This is a genomic window from Pseudomonas sp. ADAK2 (assembly GCF_012935755.1).
GTDB lineage: Bacteria > Pseudomonadota > Gammaproteobacteria > Pseudomonadales > Pseudomonadaceae > Aquipseudomonas.
The window spans coordinates 5323595-5342292 of sequence record NZ_CP052862.1 but is presented as its reverse complement, the minus strand read 5'-3'; the positions used below and the strand labels follow the sequence as shown (position 1 = coordinate 5342292).

At 60.5% G+C, this 18698-nt stretch carries 18 protein-coding genes; 12 read left to right on the top strand and 6 right to left on the bottom strand.

Going from position 1 to position 18698, the window contains the following annotated elements:
* Positions 1-9: 9 nt before the first annotated feature.
* On the bottom strand, positions 10-726 hold the full coding sequence (locus tag HKK52_RS24535; protein WP_169372918.1) for an LrgB family protein: 717 nt from the start codon (positions 724-726) through the stop codon (positions 10-12).
* Complete coding sequence (locus HKK52_RS24530) at positions 723-1085, bottom strand: CidA/LrgA family protein (protein ID WP_169372917.1); 363 nt, start codon at positions 1083-1085, stop codon at positions 723-725. Before HKK52_RS24530 ends, HKK52_RS24535 begins: the two co-directional genes overlap by 4 nt.
* Before the next feature lie 197 nt (positions 1086-1282).
* Here HKK52_RS24530 and HKK52_RS24525 point away from each other — a divergent pair, with 197 nt between their 5' ends.
* From HKK52_RS24525 to HKK52_RS24515, 3 genes are all read left to right on the top strand, one after another.
* Positions 1283-1738, top strand: a complete 456-nt coding sequence (locus HKK52_RS24525; RefSeq protein ID WP_133837569.1) for a MaoC family dehydratase — start codon at positions 1283-1285, stop codon at positions 1736-1738.
* 102 nt (positions 1739-1840) lie between these two features.
* Complete coding sequence (locus HKK52_RS24520) at positions 1841-3559, top strand: C13 family peptidase (RefSeq protein ID WP_169372916.1); 1719 nt, start codon at positions 1841-1843, stop codon at positions 3557-3559.
* Between the two features lie 27 nt (positions 3560-3586).
* Positions 3587-4228: an oxidoreductase gene (locus HKK52_RS24515; RefSeq protein WP_169372915.1), complete on the top strand. Its 642-nt coding sequence runs from the start codon at positions 3587-3589 to the stop codon at positions 4226-4228.
* A gap of 126 nt (positions 4229-4354) precedes the next feature.
* Here the strand turns inward: HKK52_RS24515 and HKK52_RS24510 are convergent, their stop codons facing one another.
* The 4 genes from HKK52_RS24510 to HKK52_RS24495 all read right to left on the bottom strand — a co-directional run bounded on the left by HKK52_RS24510 (position 4355) and on the right by HKK52_RS24495 (position 8640).
* Positions 4355-4639, bottom strand: coding sequence for a YceK/YidQ family lipoprotein (locus tag HKK52_RS24510; protein WP_169372914.1), 285 nt, complete (start codon positions 4637-4639; stop codon positions 4355-4357).
* Positions 4632-5264 (bottom strand): flavin prenyltransferase UbiX, encoded by a 633-nt coding sequence (gene ubiX / locus HKK52_RS24505; protein WP_169372913.1) that lies wholly within the window; start codon positions 5262-5264, stop codon positions 4632-4634. The genes HKK52_RS24510 and ubiX overlap by 8 nt, the downstream gene beginning before the upstream one ends.
* The gene (gene mpl, locus HKK52_RS24500; protein ID WP_169372912.1) at positions 5261-6610 is read right to left on the bottom strand and encodes a UDP-N-acetylmuramate:L-alanyl-gamma-D-glutamyl-meso-diaminopimelate ligase; all 1350 of its coding nucleotides are present in this window, start codon (positions 6608-6610) and stop codon (positions 5261-5263) included. The genes ubiX and mpl overlap by 4 nt, the downstream gene beginning before the upstream one ends.
* 110 nt (positions 6611-6720) lie before the next feature.
* On the bottom strand, positions 6721-8640 hold the full coding sequence (locus HKK52_RS24495; protein WP_169372911.1) for a sigma-54-dependent Fis family transcriptional regulator: 1920 nt from the start codon (positions 8638-8640) through the stop codon (positions 6721-6723).
* Positions 8641-9064: 424 nt separating this feature from the next.
* On the opposite strand from HKK52_RS24495, the gene exaC reads away from it, so the two are divergent.
* The 9 genes from exaC to HKK52_RS24450 all read left to right on the top strand — a co-directional run bounded on the left by exaC (position 9065) and on the right by HKK52_RS24450 (position 18449).
* Positions 9065-10585: an acetaldehyde dehydrogenase ExaC gene (gene exaC, locus HKK52_RS24490; protein WP_169372910.1), complete on the top strand. Its 1521-nt coding sequence runs from the start codon at positions 9065-9067 to the stop codon at positions 10583-10585.
* A gap of 134 nt (positions 10586-10719) precedes the next feature.
* The gene (gene eat, locus HKK52_RS24485) at positions 10720-12168 is read left to right on the top strand and encodes an ethanolamine permease (RefSeq protein ID WP_169372909.1); all 1449 of its coding nucleotides are present in this window, start codon (positions 10720-10722) and stop codon (positions 12166-12168) included.
* 51 nt (positions 12169-12219) lie between these two features.
* A complete protein-coding gene (locus HKK52_RS24480) occupies positions 12220-13614 on the top strand; it encodes an ethanolamine ammonia-lyase subunit EutB (RefSeq protein ID WP_169372908.1) in 1395 nt (464 codons plus the stop codon).
* 8 nt (positions 13615-13622) lie between these two features.
* Positions 13623-14447, top strand: a complete 825-nt coding sequence (eutC, locus tag HKK52_RS24475) for an ethanolamine ammonia-lyase subunit EutC (RefSeq protein ID WP_169372907.1) — start codon at positions 13623-13625, stop codon at positions 14445-14447.
* Between the two features lie 113 nt (positions 14448-14560).
* The gene (locus tag HKK52_RS24470) at positions 14561-15022 is read left to right on the top strand and encodes a GNAT family N-acetyltransferase (RefSeq protein WP_169372906.1); all 462 of its coding nucleotides are present in this window, start codon (positions 14561-14563) and stop codon (positions 15020-15022) included.
* 349 nt (positions 15023-15371) lie between these two features.
* On the top strand, positions 15372-16028 hold the full coding sequence (locus HKK52_RS24465) for a DedA family protein (protein ID WP_169372905.1): 657 nt from the start codon (positions 15372-15374) through the stop codon (positions 16026-16028).
* A 6-nt stretch (positions 16029-16034) separates the two neighbouring features.
* The gene (locus tag HKK52_RS24460; protein ID WP_169372904.1) at positions 16035-16847 is read left to right on the top strand and encodes a zinc-dependent peptidase; all 813 of its coding nucleotides are present in this window, start codon (positions 16035-16037) and stop codon (positions 16845-16847) included.
* Between the two features lie 113 nt (positions 16848-16960).
* On the top strand, positions 16961-17488 hold the full coding sequence (gene ppa / locus HKK52_RS24455; protein WP_054052377.1) for an inorganic diphosphatase: 528 nt from the start codon (positions 16961-16963) through the stop codon (positions 17486-17488).
* Positions 17489-17711: 223 nt separating this feature from the next.
* Positions 17712-18449: a helix-turn-helix transcriptional regulator gene (locus HKK52_RS24450; protein WP_169372903.1), complete on the top strand. Its 738-nt coding sequence runs from the start codon at positions 17712-17714 to the stop codon at positions 18447-18449.
* Positions 18450-18698 lie beyond the last annotated feature (249 nt).

Below are 18698 nucleotides of genomic sequence, written 5' to 3'. Positions count from 1 at the left end.
GACATATCCTTACACCACCATCGACACGGCCAACGGCAGGAATACCGCCGTGGCCACGCCCATCAGACTCATCGCCAGCGCCGCGAAGGCGCCGCACTCTTCACTTTCCTGCAACGCCACCGACGTGCCGACCGCGTGGGCGGTCAGCCCTAAAGCCATGCCGCGGGCCTCAGGACTGTGGACACCGAGCCGGGTCAAAAGACTCGGGCCGAAAATCGCACCGATCACACCGGTAATCAACACGAACACCGCCGCCAGCGCCGCGACACCACCGATCTGCTCAGCCACCAACATGGCAATCGGCGAGGTCACGGATTTGGGCGCCATGGTCATCAGGATCATGTGTTCGGCGCCGAACCACCAGCCGAGCAACACGCCCATGCCCGTGGCGACCACGCCGCCTATCACCAGCGTAGTAAATATCGGCCAGAATAACTGCCGAATCCGTCGCAGATTCAAGTACAGCGGCACCGCCAGGGCAACGGTGGCGGGACCGAGCAGGATGCTGAGGATCTCGGTGCTCTTGCGGTACTCGGCGTAGGTCAGGCCGCAGCCTACCAATACGCCGATCACCAGCAGCATGGACACCAGCACCGGTTGCAGGAAGATCCAGCGGGTTTTCTCGAACGCCGCGAGCACTAGTTGATAAGCGCCGAGGGTAATGCCGATGCCGAACAGCGGATGGTGAATCACCGAATCGAGAGCGCCCTGCCAATCGAGAATCATGGACGATCTCCGCGATGGGCATGACGCTTGACCAGGCGCTGCATCAGCCCCCCGACGAAGGCCATCGACAGCACCAGCGACAACACCAATGCGCCAGCGATGGCCCAGAAATCCGCGGCAATGTCCTTGGCGTAAACCATCACACCCACCGCCGGCGGCACCAGCAACAGCGGCAGGTAGCGCAGCAGACTACTGGCGGCCAGGTTCAGCGGTTCGCCGACTTCGCCACGACAAATCAGGAACACCAGCAACAGCAGCAGGCCGACAATCGGCCCCGGCAGCACCGGCAAAAACAGGTGGTTGATGGCTGTGCCCAGCAATTGGAACAGCACCAGCCAGGTCAGGCCACGTAACAACATCCAGCAATCTCCCCACGTGTTGTCCCCATCAAAAAGGGGCCGGGCATTATAAGCACGCCGACGCTATAGACCGGCATTCGCCAAAAGCATGGTCAGTTGACCGGAGCCATTTGCCATGTTGATCTAAAGTGGTAATCCGGGAGGTCAAATCCCCCCAACTCAAAACTATAAAACCGATGAACCCAAGGAGAGTCTCAATGCCCTATGTTCCCGTTGCAGAGCTCAAAGATTATGTCGGCAAGGAACTTGGACGTTCCGAATGGCTCACCATCGATCAGGAGCGCATCAACCTGTTCGCCGAAGCCACCGGGGATTATCAGTTCATTCACGTCGACCCGGTCAAAGCCGCGCAAACGCCATTTGGCAGCACCATTGCCCACGGTTTCCTGTCGCTGTCGCTGATTCCCAAACTGATGGAAGACATCCTGATCCTGCCGCAAGGCGTGAAGATGGTGGTCAACTATGGCCTGGACAGTGTGCGTTTCATCCAGCCGGTGAAAGTCAATTCACGGGTCCGGCTCAAGGTCGACATGAACGAAGTCACCGAGAAGAAACCCGGCCAATGGCTACTCAAGGCCACCGCTACCCTTGAGATAGAAGGCTCGGACAAACCGGCGTATATCGCCGAACCGCTGTCCCTCTGTTTCGTGTAAACCATCCCGAATGCGAAGCAGCGCACGCTGTTTCGCGACCTTCTCTATATATGCGACACATAGCTGCGGCATACTCGGTCGCCTAATTGCCCGGATCCCGCTATGCGCTCACTTGCACTCCTCGCTTTGACCCTGATGCTCACCGCTTGCGGCGATGGTGAATCGCTGTTGTCCCCTGACGCCCGCCTGCCGGACGGCGGACGCTATCGAGGGGATCTGGTCAACGGGTTGTTGCAGGGCCAGGGTCGTATCGACTACCCGAGCGGCAGTTGGTACGCCGGTCAGTTCGACAAAGGCCAGTGGCATGGCCAGGGCGAATGGCACGGCAGCAACGGCGAAGTCTATCGCGGACAATTCCAGCAAGGTCTGTTCGACGGCCAGGGCACGCTGACTACCAATGGCAGCAGCTACACCGGCGGCTTCAAGCTTGGCCGGCGCGACGGCGAAGGCACCCTCAAAGAAAACGGCATGACTTACCGCGGTGAGTTCAAGGCCGACCAATATTCAGGGCTCGGTCGTCTCGAACTCGATGACGGCAGCACCTATCAAGGCCAGTTCGCCCACGGCAAACCCAACGGCGAAGGCCAGCGCGGCGATGCCAGTGGCAATCAGTTCAGCGGGCATTTCGTCGATGGTCAGCTGGAGGGCAACGGCACGTTCAACAGCGCCGACGGCGATATCTACGTCGGTGGCTTCAAGGACAACCAGCTCCACGGCAAGGGTCGCTACGAAAACGCCGATGGCGATGTCTGGATCGGCCAGTTCAAGGAAGGCGTGCTCAGCGGCAAGGGCGAGCTTATCGGCACCGACGGCAGCCACTACATCGGCCAGTTCAGCGACTGGCGCTTCACCGGTCAGGGCCGCTTGAACCTGGCCGACGGCAGTTTCTATGTCGGCGGTTTCGACAACGACAGTTATTCCGGTCGCGGCACGCTGGTACTGACCGATGGCTCCGTGATGAGCGGCACCTGGATCAATGGCCAGCGCGTGCGCGACGCCGATGGCAAGTTGCTGCCCGATACTCTGGAGCTCGGCTTGCTCGCCCAGGGTCGCTTGCTCGATGAAGCGCTGGCCAACGTCCCCGCCTCCACCCCGGCGGTCGAGTTGTACACCCTGACTCTCGGTGGCGACGGCAAGCAGAGCGTGTTCCTGCGCGAGTCCGACTACGTCGCCAACATGCTCGCCAGCCGCTTCGGCGCTTATGGGCAAATTCGTCTGGTCAACCATCGCGAACACCTCGCCGACCGGCCGATGGCCACCCGGGAAAACCTGCGCCGCGCCGTCCAGACCCTGGCCGAGCGCAGCGGCCCGGAAGACTTGCTGTTCATCTACCTGACCAGCCACGGCACCAGCGAACACGAACTGGTGCTCGACCAGCCGCGCATGGAACTGGCTGACCTGCCGGCCGACGAACTGGCCGCGGTCCTGACCCCGCTGAAGAATCGCGACAAGATTATTGTCATCTCTTCCTGCTATTCCGGTGGTTTCATCCCGGCGCTGAAAGACGAACGCACCCTGATCATGACCGCCTCGCGGGCGGACCGGGTGTCCTTCGGTTGCTCGGAAGAAGCCAACTTCACCTACTTCGGCGACGCGCTGTTCGCCCAGGCGCTGAACCAGACCGACGACCTGGAGCAAGCCTTCAAGCTGGCCAAGGCCACCGTGGCCGAGCGTGAACTGGCGGATAACTTCGAAGCCTCTGAGCCACAGATCTGGGCGCCGAAAACCGTCCTCTCCCATTGGCAACTGCTGCGCAAGCAACAAGCGCGCAAAGCATTACAAAGTGCTGCTATCAGCAGCAAGGATGCCAAGCTCAACTAAGCTGAACAGTATCAAGGGGGAGACACTATGTACTTGACGCCTCAGCATGTATTGCTTGCCGGAGCCACCGGATTAACCGGCGAACATTTGCTTGATCGCTTGCTCAATGAGCCAACGATTACGCGGGTATTGGCACCTTCACGCCGGCCACTGGCCGAGCATCCCCACCTGGAAAACCCCGTCGGCGACCCGGCCGAGTTCCTGCCGCAACTCAATGGTCGCGTCGACATCGCCTATTGCTGCCTCGGCACCACGATTAAACAGGCCGGCTCCGAAGCGGCGTTTCGGGCGGTGGACCTGGACATGGTGGTGGCGTTCGCCAAACGTGCACGGGAAATGGGTGCGCGGCACCTGATTGTGATCAGTGCCTTGGGAGCCGATCGCAGATCCTCGATTTTCTACAACAAGGTCAAAGGCGAGATGGAACACGCACTGCGCGCGCAGGATTGGCCGCAGCTGACCATTTGCCGTCCGTCCCTGTTGCTGGGTGAACGCCTGGAACCGCGCATGGCCGAGCAATTCGCCGGACCGTTTTCGCGCTTGATCCCGGGTAAATACCGCGGCATTGAAGCCTGCCAACTGGCCCGCGCCATGTGGCGCCTGGCGCTGGAAGAGCAGGATGGGGTGCGGGTGGTTGAGTCGGATGAGTTGCGTAAGCTCGGCAAGTAACCGGCTGACCTGTGGCGAGGGAGCTTGCTCCCGCTGGACTGCGCAGCAGTCCCTTGCTTTTAAGAAGAAGGGCCGCTTCGCGTCCCAGCGGGAGCAAGCTCCCTCGCCACAAAAGCTGTGTTCTTCTTACAACCCGCCCGTCGCCTGGAAACTCACGCCAATCACCGTCAGCAGTGACAGCGGCAACAGCAGCGTGTCGAGCAACGCGCTCCCCGGCAGGTCCACTCCCGGATAGCTCGGCGCTTCAGCACCAAACCGATCCATGGCGCAGCATCCACCGTTCATCGCATACAAATCCAGCCGCGTCCCCGAATACACCACCGGCGCCCCCGGCTTGGCGGCATCGAGCGTGCGCGCCGTGGCGCAGCCGGCCAGTTGCAGCGCCAGCAGCACCACCAGCAGCTTATTCATCACTGCTCAAATGGTGCTCGCCCCAACGCGGCAGCATGTCCTGTGGAATGTTCAGCAGATTGAGAATCCGCGCCACGACGAAGTCGATCAGGTCGTCGATGGTCTGTGGCTGGTGATAAAACCCCGGCGAGGCCGGCAAAATCGTGACGCCCATGTTCGACAACTTGAGCATGTGCTCCAGATGAATGCTCGAATACGGCGCCTCACGCGGCACCAGAATCAACTGGCGGCGCTCCTTCAAGGTGACATCGGCGGCGCGTTCGATCAGGTTGTTGCAAGCCCCGGTCGCAATCGCCGACAAGGTCCCGGTGGAACACGGCACCACCACCATCGCCGCTGGCGCGCCGGAGCCCGAGGCCACCGGCGACATCCAGTCTTCCTTGCCATACACCTTGATCTGTCCGGCAGCGGCGCCGGTGTATTCGGTGAGGAAGGCCTGCATGGTTTGCGGTTTCGGCGGCAGCGTAACGTCGGTCTCGGTGGCCATCACCAGTTGCGCAGCCTTGGAGATCAGGAAATGCACCTCGCGGTCTTCACGTACCAGGCAATCAAGCAGGCGTAAGCCGTACTGGGCGCCGGACGCACCGGTCATCGCCAGCGTGATGCGTTCCGGGCCGTTGTTCATTGCAGCGCCTCGGCGAGTTTGCCGTGCAGGCCGCCGAAGCCGCCGTTGCTCATGATCACTACGTGGGTGCCGGGCTGGGCCTGGCTTTTCACGCGTTCGATGATGCCTTCGAGGGAATCACTGACGATCGATGGCACGGTGCAAAGCGCGGCGGTAGCGCCCAAATCCCAACCGAGGTTGGCCGGCGCGTACCAGATCACCTGATCGGCATCGACCACGCTTTCCGGCAAACCGTCACGGTGCGCGCCGAGCTTCATGGAGTTGGAGCGCGGCTCGATGATCGCGATCAACGGCGCATCGCCGATCTTCTTGCGCAAGCCGTCGAGGGTGGTGGCGATGGCGGTCGGGTGGTGGGCGAAGTCGTCGTAGATGGTGATGCCACGCACTTCCGCGACTTTCTCCATCCGGCGCTTCACGCTTTTGAACGCGCTCAATGCCGCGATGCCCATTGATGGCACGACGCCGACGTGCCGCGCCGCCGCCAAAGTGGCCAGGGCATTGGCGACGTTGTGCTGACCGGTCATGTCCCACTCGACCACGCCTTGGGCGACGCCTTCGAACATCACTTCAAACTTCGAACCGTCCTCGCTCAGCAACTTGACCTGCCACTGACCGCCGGCACCGGTGGTTTGCACCGGGGTCCAGCAGCCCATCTCGATTACCCGTTGCAGCGCGGGTTCGGTAGTCGGATGAATGACCAGGCCTTCGCTCGGGATTGTGCGTACCAAATGGTGGAACTGCCGTTCGATGGCCGGCAGATCGGGGAAGATGTCGGCGTGATCGAACTCAAGGTTGTTCAGGATCGCCGTGCGTGGGCGGTAGTGAACGAACTTGGAGCGCTTGTCGAAGAACGCGCTGTCGTATTCATCGGCTTCGATCACGAAGAACGGTGTGCCGCCCAGGCGAGCGGACACCGAGAAATTCTGCGGCACGCCGCCGATCAGGAAACCCGGGCTCATGCCCGCGTGTTCCAGTACCCAGGCGAGCATGCTGCTGGTGGTGGTCTTGCCGTGAGTACCGGCGACGGCCAATACCCAGCGACCCTGCAACACGTGGTCGGCCAGCCATTGCGGGCCGGAAACGTAGGGCAGGCCTTTGTTCAGTACGTACTCGACCGCCGGGTTGCCGCGGGACATGGCGTTGCCGACCACCACCAGGTCCGGGGCCGGATCGAGCTGCGCCGGGTCGTAACCCTGGGTCAACTCAATGCCCTGAGCTTCCAGCTGAGTGCTCATCGGCGGATAGACGTTGGCATCGGAGCCGGTCACGTGATGACCCAGCTCTTTGGCCAGAACCGCCATCGAACCCATGAAAGTGCCGCAGATACCAAGAATATGAATGTGCATAGTCGACCTCGTAAAACATGGCCGCAGGTTAGCGTAGGGTGGGAAAATTCGCACCTTTGTTTCAGGGTCGTGCACATGATCGTTCCCACGCAGAGCGTGGGAACGATCAGTCAGGCAGAACGGGCGATCCCGTGTTTACGCAGCTTTCTGTAAAGAGTATTGCGACTGACACCCAGCTGTTCAGCGGTATGCGTCATATGCCAGCGCTGCTGCTCCAGCGCATTGAGCAACGCCAACCGCTCCGCATCCTCCAGCGGAAACTCCGAAGGCTCGTCCACCACCAACGCAACCGCCGGCCGCACTTGGCGAATCATTGCCGGCAAATCCTCCAGCCCGATCCGCCCGCCATCACACAGCGCCGCCAACGTACGCAGCACATTGCGCAACTGCCGCACATTCCCCGGCCAGGCGAACCCGAGCAAGGCTTCCCGTGCCGGCTGATCAATCAGCACTATTTCCCCGCCCGCCTCTTCCGCCAGCAGGAAATCCAGTAACTGCGATTTATCGCTACGGTCGCGCAACGCCGGCAATGCCACTTCCAGCCCATTGAGCCGGTAGTACAAATCCTCGCGGAAGCTGCCGTCCTGCACCCGGTCCAGCAAATTGCGGTGGGTCGCGCTGATTATTCTGACGTTGACCGACTCCGGTTCACCGCCAATCGGCACCACTTGGCGATCTTCCAGCACCCTTAATAGCCGGGTCTGCAAGGCCAGAGGCATGTCGCCGATTTCATCGAGGAACAACGTGCCGCCATCAGCCTGTTGCAACTTGCCACGCATACCTTCCTTGCGCGCGCCGGTGAAACTGCCACCGCGATAGCCGAACAGTTCGCTTTCGATCAGGCTTTCCGGAATGGCCGCGCAGTTGAGGGCGACGAAGGCTTTATCCGCCCGTTGGCTGGCGTGGTGCACGGCTTTGGCGAAGGCTTCCTTGCCGGAACCGGTTTCGCCATTGATCAGCAACGGCACATCCCGTTCGAATACGCGCAGGGACTTACGAAAATCTTCTTGTAACGCCGCATCGCCCAGGCAGATGCCGGACAAGCGCGGACGTTCGGCAATCACCGGACTTTGCACCACCGGCACCGGAATACTCCGAGGCTGACCGCGCAACACGGCAAACAGACTGCGGCCGTCACGGGCGCGCAGCGGCCAACTGGCGCTGGCATTCACGCTCGCTCGGCCGAGCAACTCATCCAGCGAGCAATCGAAAAACGCTTCCACCGGTTTACCCAGCAGCCCGCCGCGAATATGCCCCAACAGGTTCAACGCGCTCTGGTTGACCGCGCTGATCCGCCCTTCGCCATCGAACGCCAGCAGCCCTTCGCTGAACAGTCCCACGGACTCGGCCTGCAAGTGAAAACGCAGCAACCATTGATTGTCGAAATAACGCAGGAAATAGCAGCTCTCGATCATCTTCGCCGAGAGGTTGACCAGGGCCATGGTGTGGAACTGGCTCTGCCGCGAGACTTCATGGCGCGCCGACGACACGTCGAGCACCGCCAGCAATTCGCCATGGGGGTCGAACACCGGGCTCGCGGAGCAGGTCAGTCCGGTGTGGCGGCCGCGAAAGTGTTCGTCCTGGTGAATGGTCAGGGATTGGCGCTCTACCAGGCAGGTGCCGATGCCGTTGGTGCCTTCGCAGGCTTCGCTCCAGTCGGCCCCGAGCCAGAGCCCGGCACGCTCGAAAATCTTGCGTTCGGCGGGGGCGGTGACGCAGTTGAGGATCACCCCGCGGGCGTCGGTCAGCAGCACTGCGTGGCCGGCACCGGAGAGTTGCTGGTGCAGGCTGGTCATTTCATTGCCGGCGATGTGCAGCACTTGTTGCAGGCGTTCGCGGCTTTCCAGCACACGGCCATGCTCCAGCACCGTTGGCGCCATAGCCAGGGCCGGGTCGAGGTGATAGTCCTCAAGACAACGCAGCCAGGAACGGGCAATCGACGGATCGCTGCCGGGGCCATGCAGGTGTGATTTGCCCTGGGTAACGGTCAGGACTTGCTGGGCATGGCGACTCAAATGGTTGTCGTGCATTTCTTATTATTCTCCCCGCAGAGTCATGTCCGCTTCCGTGTAGCAGCTGCCGAAGGCTGCGTCCGGCCGCGAAGCGGTCGTAAAACTTGTGTCCCGTATTTCATTGCCAAGCCGAGGCGAGCGCTTCGCACTCGGACGCAACCTTCGGCAGTTGCTACATAAAGCGTGAGGCCGAGCATCCTCCACGTCAGCGCGCTTTGCAATGCTGGCAAGACCACCCAGTCACAGCCTGTGCCAAAAACGGTACAAACTGTCACTCAGGCTGTACCGAAACCGTCACAGGCGCCGCCCGCTTGTCCGACAAAAACCGCGCAAGGCCTTGATTTGCCTGCCCTGCAAGGCAGTGGCCCAACCTTTGCTCTACGCTTATAGCAAGCGCACATGCGCGTCTCTCTAATAAGTACAAAGCCAAGGAGAACTCACCATGCGTTACGCTCACCCCGGTACTGAAGGCGCTATCGTTTCGTTCAAGAGCAAATACGGTAACTACATCGGCGGCGAGTTCGTCGCGCCTGTCAAAGGTCAGTACTTCACCAATACCTCGCCCGTGAATGGCCAACCGATTGCCGAATTCCCACGTTCCACGGCCGAAGACATCGACAAAGCCCTGGACGCTGCCCACGCGGCGGCCGATGCCTGGGGCGCCACGTCCGCCCAGGCGCGCTCGCTGGTGCTGCTGAAAATCGCCGACCGCATTGAGCAGAACCTGGAACTGCTGGCGATCACCGAATCCTGGGACAACGGTAAAGCCGTTCGCGAAACCCTCAACGCCGACATCCCGCTGGCGGCGGATCACTTCCGCTACTTCGCCGGTTGCATCCGCGCCCAGGAAGGCAGCGCCGCCGAGATCGACGGCAACACCGTGGCGTACCACATCCATGAACCCCTGGGCGTGGTCGGGCAGATCATCCCGTGGAACTTCCCGATCCTGATGGCCGCCTGGAAACTCGCCCCGGCCCTGGCCGCCGGTAACTGCGTGGTGCTCAAGCCTGCCGAGCAAACCCCGCTGGGCATCACCGTGCTGATGGAATTGATCGGCGACCTGCTGCCACCTGGCGTACTCAACGTCGTGCAAGGGTTCGGCAAAGAAGCCGGCGAAGCCCTGGCCACCAGCAAACGCATCGCCAAGATCGCCTTCACCGGCTCGACTCCGGTTGGCTCGCACATCATGAAATGCGCCGCCGAAAACATCATTCCGTCCACCGTGGAGCTGGGTGGCAAGTCGCCGAACATCTTCTTCGCCGACATCATGCAAGCCGAAGAAACCTTCATCGAGAAAGCTGCTGAAGGCCTGGTGCTGGCGTTCTTCAACCAGGGCGAAGTCTGCACCTGCCCGTCTCGTGCACTGGTTCAAGAATCGATCTACGACGACTTCATGAAAGTCGTGATGAAAAAAGTCCTGTCGATCAAACGTGGCGACCCGCTGGACACCGACACCATGGTCGGCGCCCAGGCATCCGAACAGCAATTCGACAAAATCCTTTCGTACCTGGAAATCGCCAAGGGCGAAGGCGCCGAGCTGCTAACCGGCGGCAAGGTGGAAAAACTCGAGGGCAACCTGGCGACCGGGTATTACATCCAGCCGACCCTGCTCAAGGGCACCAACAAAATGCGCGTGTTCCAGGAAGAAATCTTTGGCCCGGTGGTGAGCATCACCACGTTCAAGGACGAAGCCGAAGCCCTGGCCATCGCCAACGACACCGAGTTCGGCCTGGGCGCCGGCCTCTGGACCCGCGACATCAACCGCGCTTATCGCATGGGCCGCGCCATCAAGGCCGGTCGTGTGTGGACCAACTGCTACCACTTGTACCCGGCGCATGCCGCGTTCGGTGGTTACAAAAAGTCCGGCGTCGGGCGTGAAACCCACAAGATGATGCTCGATCACTATCAGCAGACCAAAAACCTGCTGGTGAGCTACGACATCAATCCGTTGGGCTTCTTCTAACTCGACGCGCAACCGCGTAACGGCCATCGCGGGCAAGCCTCGCTCCTACGGGAGCGTGGCTTGCTTACGACGGCGGTTGTTGAACCCCGGCATCACCCCACCGGGTCAAAAACAATAAGAACAGGTGAACTCTTATGCCTAGCGATCAAACGGGAGTTCCGGCTACCGGCTCCTCTGTCGACTTCGAAAAAGTCGGCTCCGAATATTTCCAGCAACGCGAACTTAAAAAAGGTGCTGCCGGCTGGGTCCTGCTGGTCGGCCTCGGCGTCGCTTACGTCATCTCCGGCGACTACGCCGGGTGGAACTTCGGACTCGCCCAAGGTGGTTGGGGCGGCATGTTCCTCGCCACTTTGCTGATGGCGACGATGTACTTGTGCATGTGCTTTTCCCTCGCTGAACTGTCCTCGATGATTCCTACCGCCGGCGGTGGCTACGGTTTTGCCCGCAGCGCATTCGGGCCGTGGGGCGGATTCCTCACCGGCACCGCGATCCTGATCGAATACGCGATCGCGCCGGCCGCCATTGCAGTGTTCATCGGCGCCTATTGCGAGTCGTTGTTCGGCATCGGCGGCTGGATGATCTATCTGGCGTTCTACATCATCTTCATCGCCATCCACATTTTCGGCGTCGGCGAAGCGTTGAAACTGATGTTCGTTATCACCGCGGTCGCCGCGCTGGCACTGGGCGTGTTCCTGGTGGCAATGGTCCCGCACTTCAGCGTGGCCAACCTGCTTGACATCCCGGTGACCGAAGCCAAGGGCGCCAGCAGTTTCCTGCCCTTTGGTTATGTCGGCGTATGGGCGGCGATTCCCTACGCGATCTGGTTCTTCCTCGCGGTCGAAGGCGTGCCGTTGGCCGCCGAAGAAACCAAAAACCCCAAGCGCGACCTGCCCCGTGGCCTGATCGGCGCGATGCTGGTGCTGGTGAGTTTTGCCCTGTTGATCCTGGTGATCGGGCCGGGCGGCGCAGGTGCCAATGCGTTGCTGACTTCGGGTAACCCGTTGGTCGAAGCGCTGAGCAAAGCCTATGGCGGCTCGACCTGGATGGGCAGCTTCGTCAACCTCGTCGGCCTGGCCGGGCTCATCGCCAGTTTCTTCTCGATCATCTACGCCTACTCGCGGCAGATATTTGCCCTGTCGCGCGCCGGTTACCTGCCGCGCAAACTGTCGCAAACCAATAAAAGCAAAGCGCCGGTACTGGCGTTGATCATCCCCGGGATCATTGGTTTCGGCCTGTCGTTGACCGGTCAGGGCGATCTGTTGATTCTGGTGGCAGTGTTCGGCGCGACGATTTCCTACGTGCTGATGATGGCGGCGCACATCACCTTGCGCATCCGTCGCCCCAAAATGGATCGGCCATACCGCACGCCGGGCGGTATTTTCACTTCGGGCGTCGCGCTGGTTCTGGCGTGCATCGCCGTGGTAGCGGGGTTTCTGGTGGACCCACGGGTGGTCATTGGCGCGGCGATCATCTATGGAGTGTTAATTGCTTACTTTGCTTTCTACAGTCGGCATCACTTGGTAGCAGGCACGCCCGAAGAAGAATTCGCGGCGATTCAGAAAGCTGAAGAAGCCTTGCACTGACGGCCGCACACCTCGGCGCAGACCCGGTCTGCGCCGTCACGGAGAATCTGTATGGCTAGTTTTGCTCACACGGTCGGCGCCCAGACTTATCGCTTCGACAGTCTCAAGGACGTCATGGCCAAGGCCAGCCCGGCGCGCTCCGGGGACTTTCTGGCTGGCGTCGCCGCCCTCAACGATGGCGAGCGCGTGGCCGCGCAAATGGCGTTGGCCGACATCCCGCTGACCCACTTCCTACAAGAAGTACTGATTCCTTACGAGGCCGATGAAGTCACCCGGCTGATCATCGACACTCACGATAAACAAGCTTTCGCTGTGGTCAGCCACCTCACCGTCGGCGGCTTTCGCGACTGGCTGCTCAGCGACGCCGCCGACGAACAGAGCCTGCGCGCCCTCGCCCCCGGCCTGACCCCGGAAATGGCCGCCGCCGTGTCGAAGATCATGCGCGTGCAGGACTTGGTGCTGGTGGCGCAGAAGATCCGCGTGGTCACGCAATTCCGCGGCACCATGGGCCTGCGCGGGCGCTTATCCACACGCCTGCAACCGAACCACCCGACCGACGAACCGGCCGGCATCGCCGCGAGCATTCTCGACGGTCTGCTGTACGGCAATGGCGACGCGATGATCGGCATCAATCCGGCCACTGACAGCATCGCCTCGATCTGCGCCATGCTGGAAATGCTCGATGCGATCATCCAGCGCTACGACATTCCGACCCAAGCCTGCGTGCTGACCCATGTCACCACCTCCATCGAGGCCGTGAACCGGGGCGTGCCACTGGACCTGGTGTTCCAGTCGATTGCCGGCACCGAAGCGGCCAACGCCAGTTTCGGCATCAACCTGAACGTGTTGCAGGAAGGCTACGATGCCGGTTTGAGCCTCAATCGCGGCACCCTCGGCCAGAACCTGATGTATTTCGAAACTGGCCAGGGCAGCGCGCTATCGGCCAATGCCCACCACGGCATCGATCAACAGACCTGTGAGACGCGGGCCTACGCCGTGGCGCGACATTTCAAGCCGTTTTTGGTGAACACCGTCGTAGGATTTATCGGCCCGGAATACCTCTACAACGGCAAACAGATCATCCGCGCCGGCCTCGAAGATCACTTCTGCGGCAAGTTGCTCGGTGTGCCGATGGGTTGCGACATTTGCTACACCAATCACGCGGAAGCCGACCAGGACGACATGGACACCCTGCTGACCCTGCTGGGCGTGGCCGGAATCAACTTCATCATGGGCATCCCCGGCTCCGACGACATCATGCTCAACTACCAGACCACCTCGTTCCACGACGCCCTCTACGCCCGGCAAACCCTGGGCTTGAAGCCGGCACCGGAGTTCGAGCAGTGGCTGGCGAAAATGGGCATCTTCACCCAGGCCGACGGCAAGATTCACTTCGGCAACAACCTGCCGCCGGCCTTCCGTCAGGCCTTGGCGCAATTGGGATGAGTGTTGATATGGATAAACCACCCGTTGATCCGCAGAACCCGTGGCTGGAACTGCGCCGCCTGACCCCGGCGCGCATTGCCCTGGGCCGCACCGGCACCAGCCTGCCGACCAAGGCGCAACTGGATTTCCAGTTCGCCCACGCCCAGGCCCGGGACGCGGTGCATTTGCCGTTCGATCATGCCGGGCTTAGCGCGCAACTGGCCGAGCGCGGGCGCGAGAGTGTGCTGCTGCACAGCGCTGCCACGGACCGCAACAGCTATTTGCAGCGCCCGGACCTGGGGCGCAAGTTGAGTGATGACTCGGCGCAGACCCTGCGTGACTACGCCTCTGCCCATCCGAGCGGCGTGGATCTGGTCATCGTGGTGGCCGATGGTTTGTCGGCATTGGCCGTTCATCGCCACACCGTGCCGTTTCTGACGCGCATGGAAGAACAGGCGGCGGCGGATGGCTGGTCCGTGGCGCCGGTGATGCTGGTTGAACAAGGTCGAGTGGCGGTGGCCGACGAAATCGGCGAGTTGCTGGGCGCGAAAATGGTGGTGATCTTGATTGGTGAACGCCCGGGACTCAGCTCTCCTGATAGCCTGGGTTTATATTTCACCTACAATCCAAAGATTGGCCTTACCGATGCTTATCGCAACTGCATCTCCAATGTCCGACTCGAAGGCCTCAGTTACGGCATGGCGGCGCACCGCTTGCTGTATCTGATGCGCGAGGCCTGTCGACGGCAGTTGTCGGGAGTCAATTTGAAGGACGAAGCTCAGGTTCAGACATTGGAGTCGGACGCTGGGGCGGATATGAAAGGAAATTTCCTACTCAGTCCGCCGGATGCCTGAACCGTTTCCGCATTGCGTTTCTGATTCGTTTTCAGGCAGGATCGACGCACGGCCGCCAGGGGTTTCCCATTGCCGTCACGCACGTAAGACAGCCACTTGAAGCGAGACCTACCATGCGGATTATTCAAGCGACCCTCGAACACCTGGACCTGCTGACCCCGTTATTCGTCAAATACCGCGAGTTTTACGGCTCCCTGCCTTACCCGGATTCGTCCCGGGCGTTCCTCGAAAAACGCCTGCGTCGCAAGGAGTCGGTGATCTACCTGGCCCTGGCCGATGACGACAGCAACAAACTGATGGGTTTCTGTCAGCTGTACCCGAGCTTTTCGTCGCTGTCGCTTAAACGCGTGTGGATCCTCAACGACATCTACGTCGCCGAAGATGCCCGCCGACAATTGGTGGCCGACAACCTGATTCGCACCGCGAAGAAAATGGCCAAGGAAACCAACGCCGTGCGTATGCGCGTTTCCACCAGCAGCAACAACGAAGTGGCGCAGAAGACTTACGAGTCGATCGGCTTCAAGGAAGACACCGAATTCAAGAACTACGTGTTGCCGATTAGCGACGAATTATAACGGCGCACGGCGGGCGGGCTTTTTGTGGCGAGGGAGCTTGCTCCCGCTCGGCTGCGAAGCAGTCGCAAACCCAGCCAACCAAATTCTCCTGACACACCGTAAACTCAGGCTTTGGGAGTGCTTCGCCCTCCAGCGGGAGCAAGCTCCCTCGCCACAGGGGTTTGCGTGCATCTTGTCGGACACTGATTAACCACGACATCCCCCGCTACAAACTCGACGCGCTTTTCACTGTTCCCGCCGTATAATCCCGAGCTTCCCGGCTTGTAAGAAAAACTACTCTCGCTTGTAGCCTTACACGAAGTCATCCGCACAGGTCTGCCGAGTCGGACCGTCACCACAGGTGCCCCCCATGGATTTCAACCCGATCGACCTTATCCTGCACCTCGATGTGTATCTCGATTTGCTGGTGAACAATTACGGTCCATGGATCTATGCCATTCTGTTTCTGGTGATCTTCTGCGAAACCGGCCTGGTAGTGATGCCATTCCTCCCGGGTGACTCCCTGCTCTTTATCGCCGGCGCCGTGGCGGCCGGTGGCGGCATGGACCCGGTATTGCTGGGTGGCCTGCTGATGCTGGCGGCGATCCTCGGCGACAGCACCAACTACGTGATCGGACGCACGGCGGGCGAGCGTCTGTTCAGTAACCCGAATTCGAAAATTTTCCGCCGCGACTATCTGCAACAAACCCACGACTTCTACGACAAGCACGGCGGCAAAACCGTGACGATGGCGCGCTTCCTGCCGATCATCCGCACCTTTGCACCGTTCGTCGCAGGCATCGCCCGGATGCCGTACCCGCGTTTCTTCTTCTTTAGTGTGCTCGGCACGATCCTATGGGTCGGCGGCCTGGTGACCCTCGGTTATTTCTTCGGCAACGTCCCGTTCATCAAGAAAAACCTGTCGCTTCTGGTAGTGGGCATCATCCTGCTGTCGCTGATTCCAATGATCATCGGCCTCGTGCGCAGCCGCTTCGGTGGTTCGAGCTCCAAAGCCGAAACCCGCTAAGCCCCCGTGTGGTCCCTGAGCGCCTGGCGTCGCCGGCGCATCCTGGCCAGGCATCCGATTGCCGACGAGATGTGGCAACGGGTGCGCCATCACTTGAGCTTCCTCGACGGTATCAGCGCTGCTGAAGACCAGTGGTTGCGTGAAGCCAGTGTGCTGTTTCTCGATGAAAAACACCTGACGGCCCTGCCCGGCGTCGAACTCCACCAGGAACAGCGCTTGTTGCTCGCCGCCCAGGCGCAATTGCCGCTGCTGAATCTCGGTGACTTGAACTGGTATCAGGGCTTCCACGAAATCGTCCTCTACCCCGACGACTTCCTCAGCCCCCAGCGCCATCGCGATGCCAGCGGCGTCGAGCATGAGTGGGACGGCGAACACAGCGGCGAAGCCTGGCAGCAAGGCCCGATCATTCTCGCCTGGCCCGGCGTCATGGCCAGCGGCGGCTGGGAAGGCTACAACCTGGTGATCCACGAACTCGCGCACAAACTCGACATGCTCAATGGCGATGCCAACGGCCTGCCGCCGCTGCACCCCGACATGCGTGTCAGCGACTGGTCAACGGTCATGCAACAGGCCTACGATGACCTCAATCGCCAACTGGACCGCAACCCGGACGCCGAAACCGCCATCGACCCCTACGCCGCCGAGAACCCGGCGGAGTTCTTCGCCGTCACCAGCGAATACTTCTTCAGCGCCCCGGATTTGCTGCACGAGGCTTATCCACAGGTCTACGAGCAGTTGCAGCGGTTTTACCGCCAGGACCCGCTGGCCCGGTTGCAGCAACTTCTGGCCGAGAACCCGGTCTATCAGGCACACGACTAAGGTCTACACGACCTCTGGCACATAGCAACGGTGGCGGAATATGCCTATAATCGCCGCCACTTTTTGGTCAATCCGGCCAAGTGTTTTTGGTCAACTAACGGGGGCACCGCCCAATGAGCTACAGCAAGATTCCGGCTGGCAAAGACCTGCCGAACGACATCTACGTCGCGATCGAGATTCCGGCCAACCACGCGCCGATCAAGTACGAAATCGACAAAGACAGCGATTGCCTGTTCGTTGACCGTTTCATGGCCACCCCGATGTTCTACCCGGCCAACTACGGTTTCATCCCGAACACTCTGGCTGACGACGGTGATCCCCTCGACGTGCTGGTCGTGACCCCTTACCCGGTTGCCCCAGGCTCCGTGATCCGCGCCCGTCCAATCGGCATCCTGCACATGACCGACGACGGCGGCGGCGATGCCAAAGTCATCGCAGTCCCACACGACAAGCTGTCCCAGCTGTACGTCGACGTGAAAGAGTGCAGCGACCTGCCACAACTGCTGATTCAGCAGATCGAGCACTTCTTCGCGAACTACAAAGACCTCGAAAAAGGCAAATGGGTGAAGATCGAAGGTTGGGGCGACTCAGAAGCCGCTCGCACCGAGATCATGAAGTCGGTTGCTGCTTACAAAGGCTAAAGCCAGCTTGTAGCTGCAAGCTTCAAGAAGAACCCCGGTGATCCGGGGTTTTTTGTGGGCGCTGATAAATGCCGGCTTAAACAGGACGTTTAACGGTTTTGCCATTTGGTTTTTTCTTGTTTAAAAATCCCGAAAAGCGTCTTACATCCGGTCGTAAAATTCCCGCGCAATTTGAACGGTTCGTTTATTCAAACCCCTCCCCGGCGCCCGTAAACTCGCGTTCATGAAAAAGAACACTAGCGGTCCACGGTTTAAAGCGCTCCTCAAGGCGGCGAACATCACGACAACAGGATTCGCCGAATTCCTGAACACGGCGCCGCAAAACGTCCACAACTGGTACACCCGCGGTGTGCCCGCCCACTGCATGGAAGAGGTCGCCCGAAAGCTGTCCGTCAACAGCCACTGGCTGAAAGCCGCCGAAGGCCCCAAAGACCTGTGCCTGCTCGACGACTCCGGCAACACCTACGACGCCCAAGCCATCCGCGGCGTCTATACCGTCATCGAGCCCACCGACGTCGAACTGTCCTTCTACAAAGAAATGCCCGTCGCCCTCGGCTCCAGTAAAACCCACGTCATCGAAGACAACAGCCACCCCATCCGCCTGCCCCGCAGCTATCTCGACGCCCTGAAAATCAACCATAAAGACGCCATCTGCGCCCACATGATCGGCAATAGCATGGCCGAGAAGATAGAAGACGGCTCAACCCTGGCCATTGATCGCGGGCTGACACAGATTATTGACGGGGAGATTTACGCGATCGAGCACGACGGGATGCTGCGGATCAAATACCTGCACCGGATGCCGGGGAACGGGTTGCGATTGCGCAGCCACAACAGCGCGGAGTATCCGGATGAGGTTTTCAGGGCGGCGCAGATTGAAGAGCAGAACATTCGGGTGTTGGGGTGGGTGTTCTGGTGTTCCACGCTGAACAAGCGACGACCGCCGGTGCCGTTCCTGTGAGGCAAGCACCTGTAGCAGCTGGCGAAGCCTGCGTCCGGCTGCGCAGCAGTCGTAAAAACCGAGTTTCCCGGTGTTACTGAAAGACCGCGACTACCGGATTTACGACTGCTTCGCAGCCGGACGCAGCCTTCGGCAGCTGCTACACCTCACCGCAATCGCTCTACCCGGCACTTCCCACTGGGAATCCCCGAAAAAAATCAGTATGCTGCGCCCCACATTTGCGCATCACCCCGCCCCGCGGCGCTGATC

Excerpts from the sequence above, each read along its gene's own strand:
- HKK52_RS24535 (WP_169372918.1), bottom strand. The coding sequence starts at position 726 with ATGATTCTCGATTGGCAGGGCGCTCTCGATTCGGTGATTCACCATCCG.
- HKK52_RS24530 (WP_169372917.1), bottom strand. The coding sequence starts at position 1,085 with ATGTTGTTACGTGGCCTGACCTGGCTGGTGCTGTTCCAATTGCTGGGC.
- HKK52_RS24525 (WP_133837569.1), top strand. The coding sequence starts at position 1,283 with ATGCCCTATGTTCCCGTTGCAGAGCTCAAAGATTATGTCGGCAAGGAA.
- HKK52_RS24520 (WP_169372916.1), top strand. The coding sequence starts at position 1,841 with ATGCGCTCACTTGCACTCCTCGCTTTGACCCTGATGCTCACCGCTTGC.
- HKK52_RS24515 (WP_169372915.1), top strand. The coding sequence starts at position 3,587 with ATGTACTTGACGCCTCAGCATGTATTGCTTGCCGGAGCCACCGGATTA.
- HKK52_RS24510 (WP_169372914.1), bottom strand. The coding sequence starts at position 4,639 with ATGAATAAGCTGCTGGTGGTGCTGCTGGCGCTGCAACTGGCCGGCTGC.
- ubiX (WP_169372913.1), bottom strand. The coding sequence starts at position 5,264 with ATGAACAACGGCCCGGAACGCATCACGCTGGCGATGACCGGTGCGTCC.
- mpl (WP_169372912.1), bottom strand. The coding sequence starts at position 6,610 with ATGCACATTCATATTCTTGGTATCTGCGGCACTTTCATGGGTTCGATG.
- HKK52_RS24495 (WP_169372911.1), bottom strand. The coding sequence starts at position 8,640 with ATGCACGACAACCATTTGAGTCGCCATGCCCAGCAAGTCCTGACCGTT.
- exaC (WP_169372910.1), top strand. The coding sequence starts at position 9,065 with ATGCGTTACGCTCACCCCGGTACTGAAGGCGCTATCGTTTCGTTCAAG.
- eat (WP_169372909.1), top strand. The coding sequence starts at position 10,720 with ATGCCTAGCGATCAAACGGGAGTTCCGGCTACCGGCTCCTCTGTCGAC.
- HKK52_RS24480 (WP_169372908.1), top strand. The coding sequence starts at position 12,220 with ATGGCTAGTTTTGCTCACACGGTCGGCGCCCAGACTTATCGCTTCGAC.
- eutC (WP_169372907.1), top strand. The coding sequence starts at position 13,623 with ATGGATAAACCACCCGTTGATCCGCAGAACCCGTGGCTGGAACTGCGC.
- HKK52_RS24470 (WP_169372906.1), top strand. The coding sequence starts at position 14,561 with ATGCGGATTATTCAAGCGACCCTCGAACACCTGGACCTGCTGACCCCG.
- HKK52_RS24465 (WP_169372905.1), top strand. The coding sequence starts at position 15,372 with ATGGATTTCAACCCGATCGACCTTATCCTGCACCTCGATGTGTATCTC.
- ppa (WP_054052377.1), top strand. The coding sequence starts at position 16,961 with ATGAGCTACAGCAAGATTCCGGCTGGCAAAGACCTGCCGAACGACATC.
- HKK52_RS24450 (WP_169372903.1), top strand. The coding sequence starts at position 17,712 with ATGAAAAAGAACACTAGCGGTCCACGGTTTAAAGCGCTCCTCAAGGCG.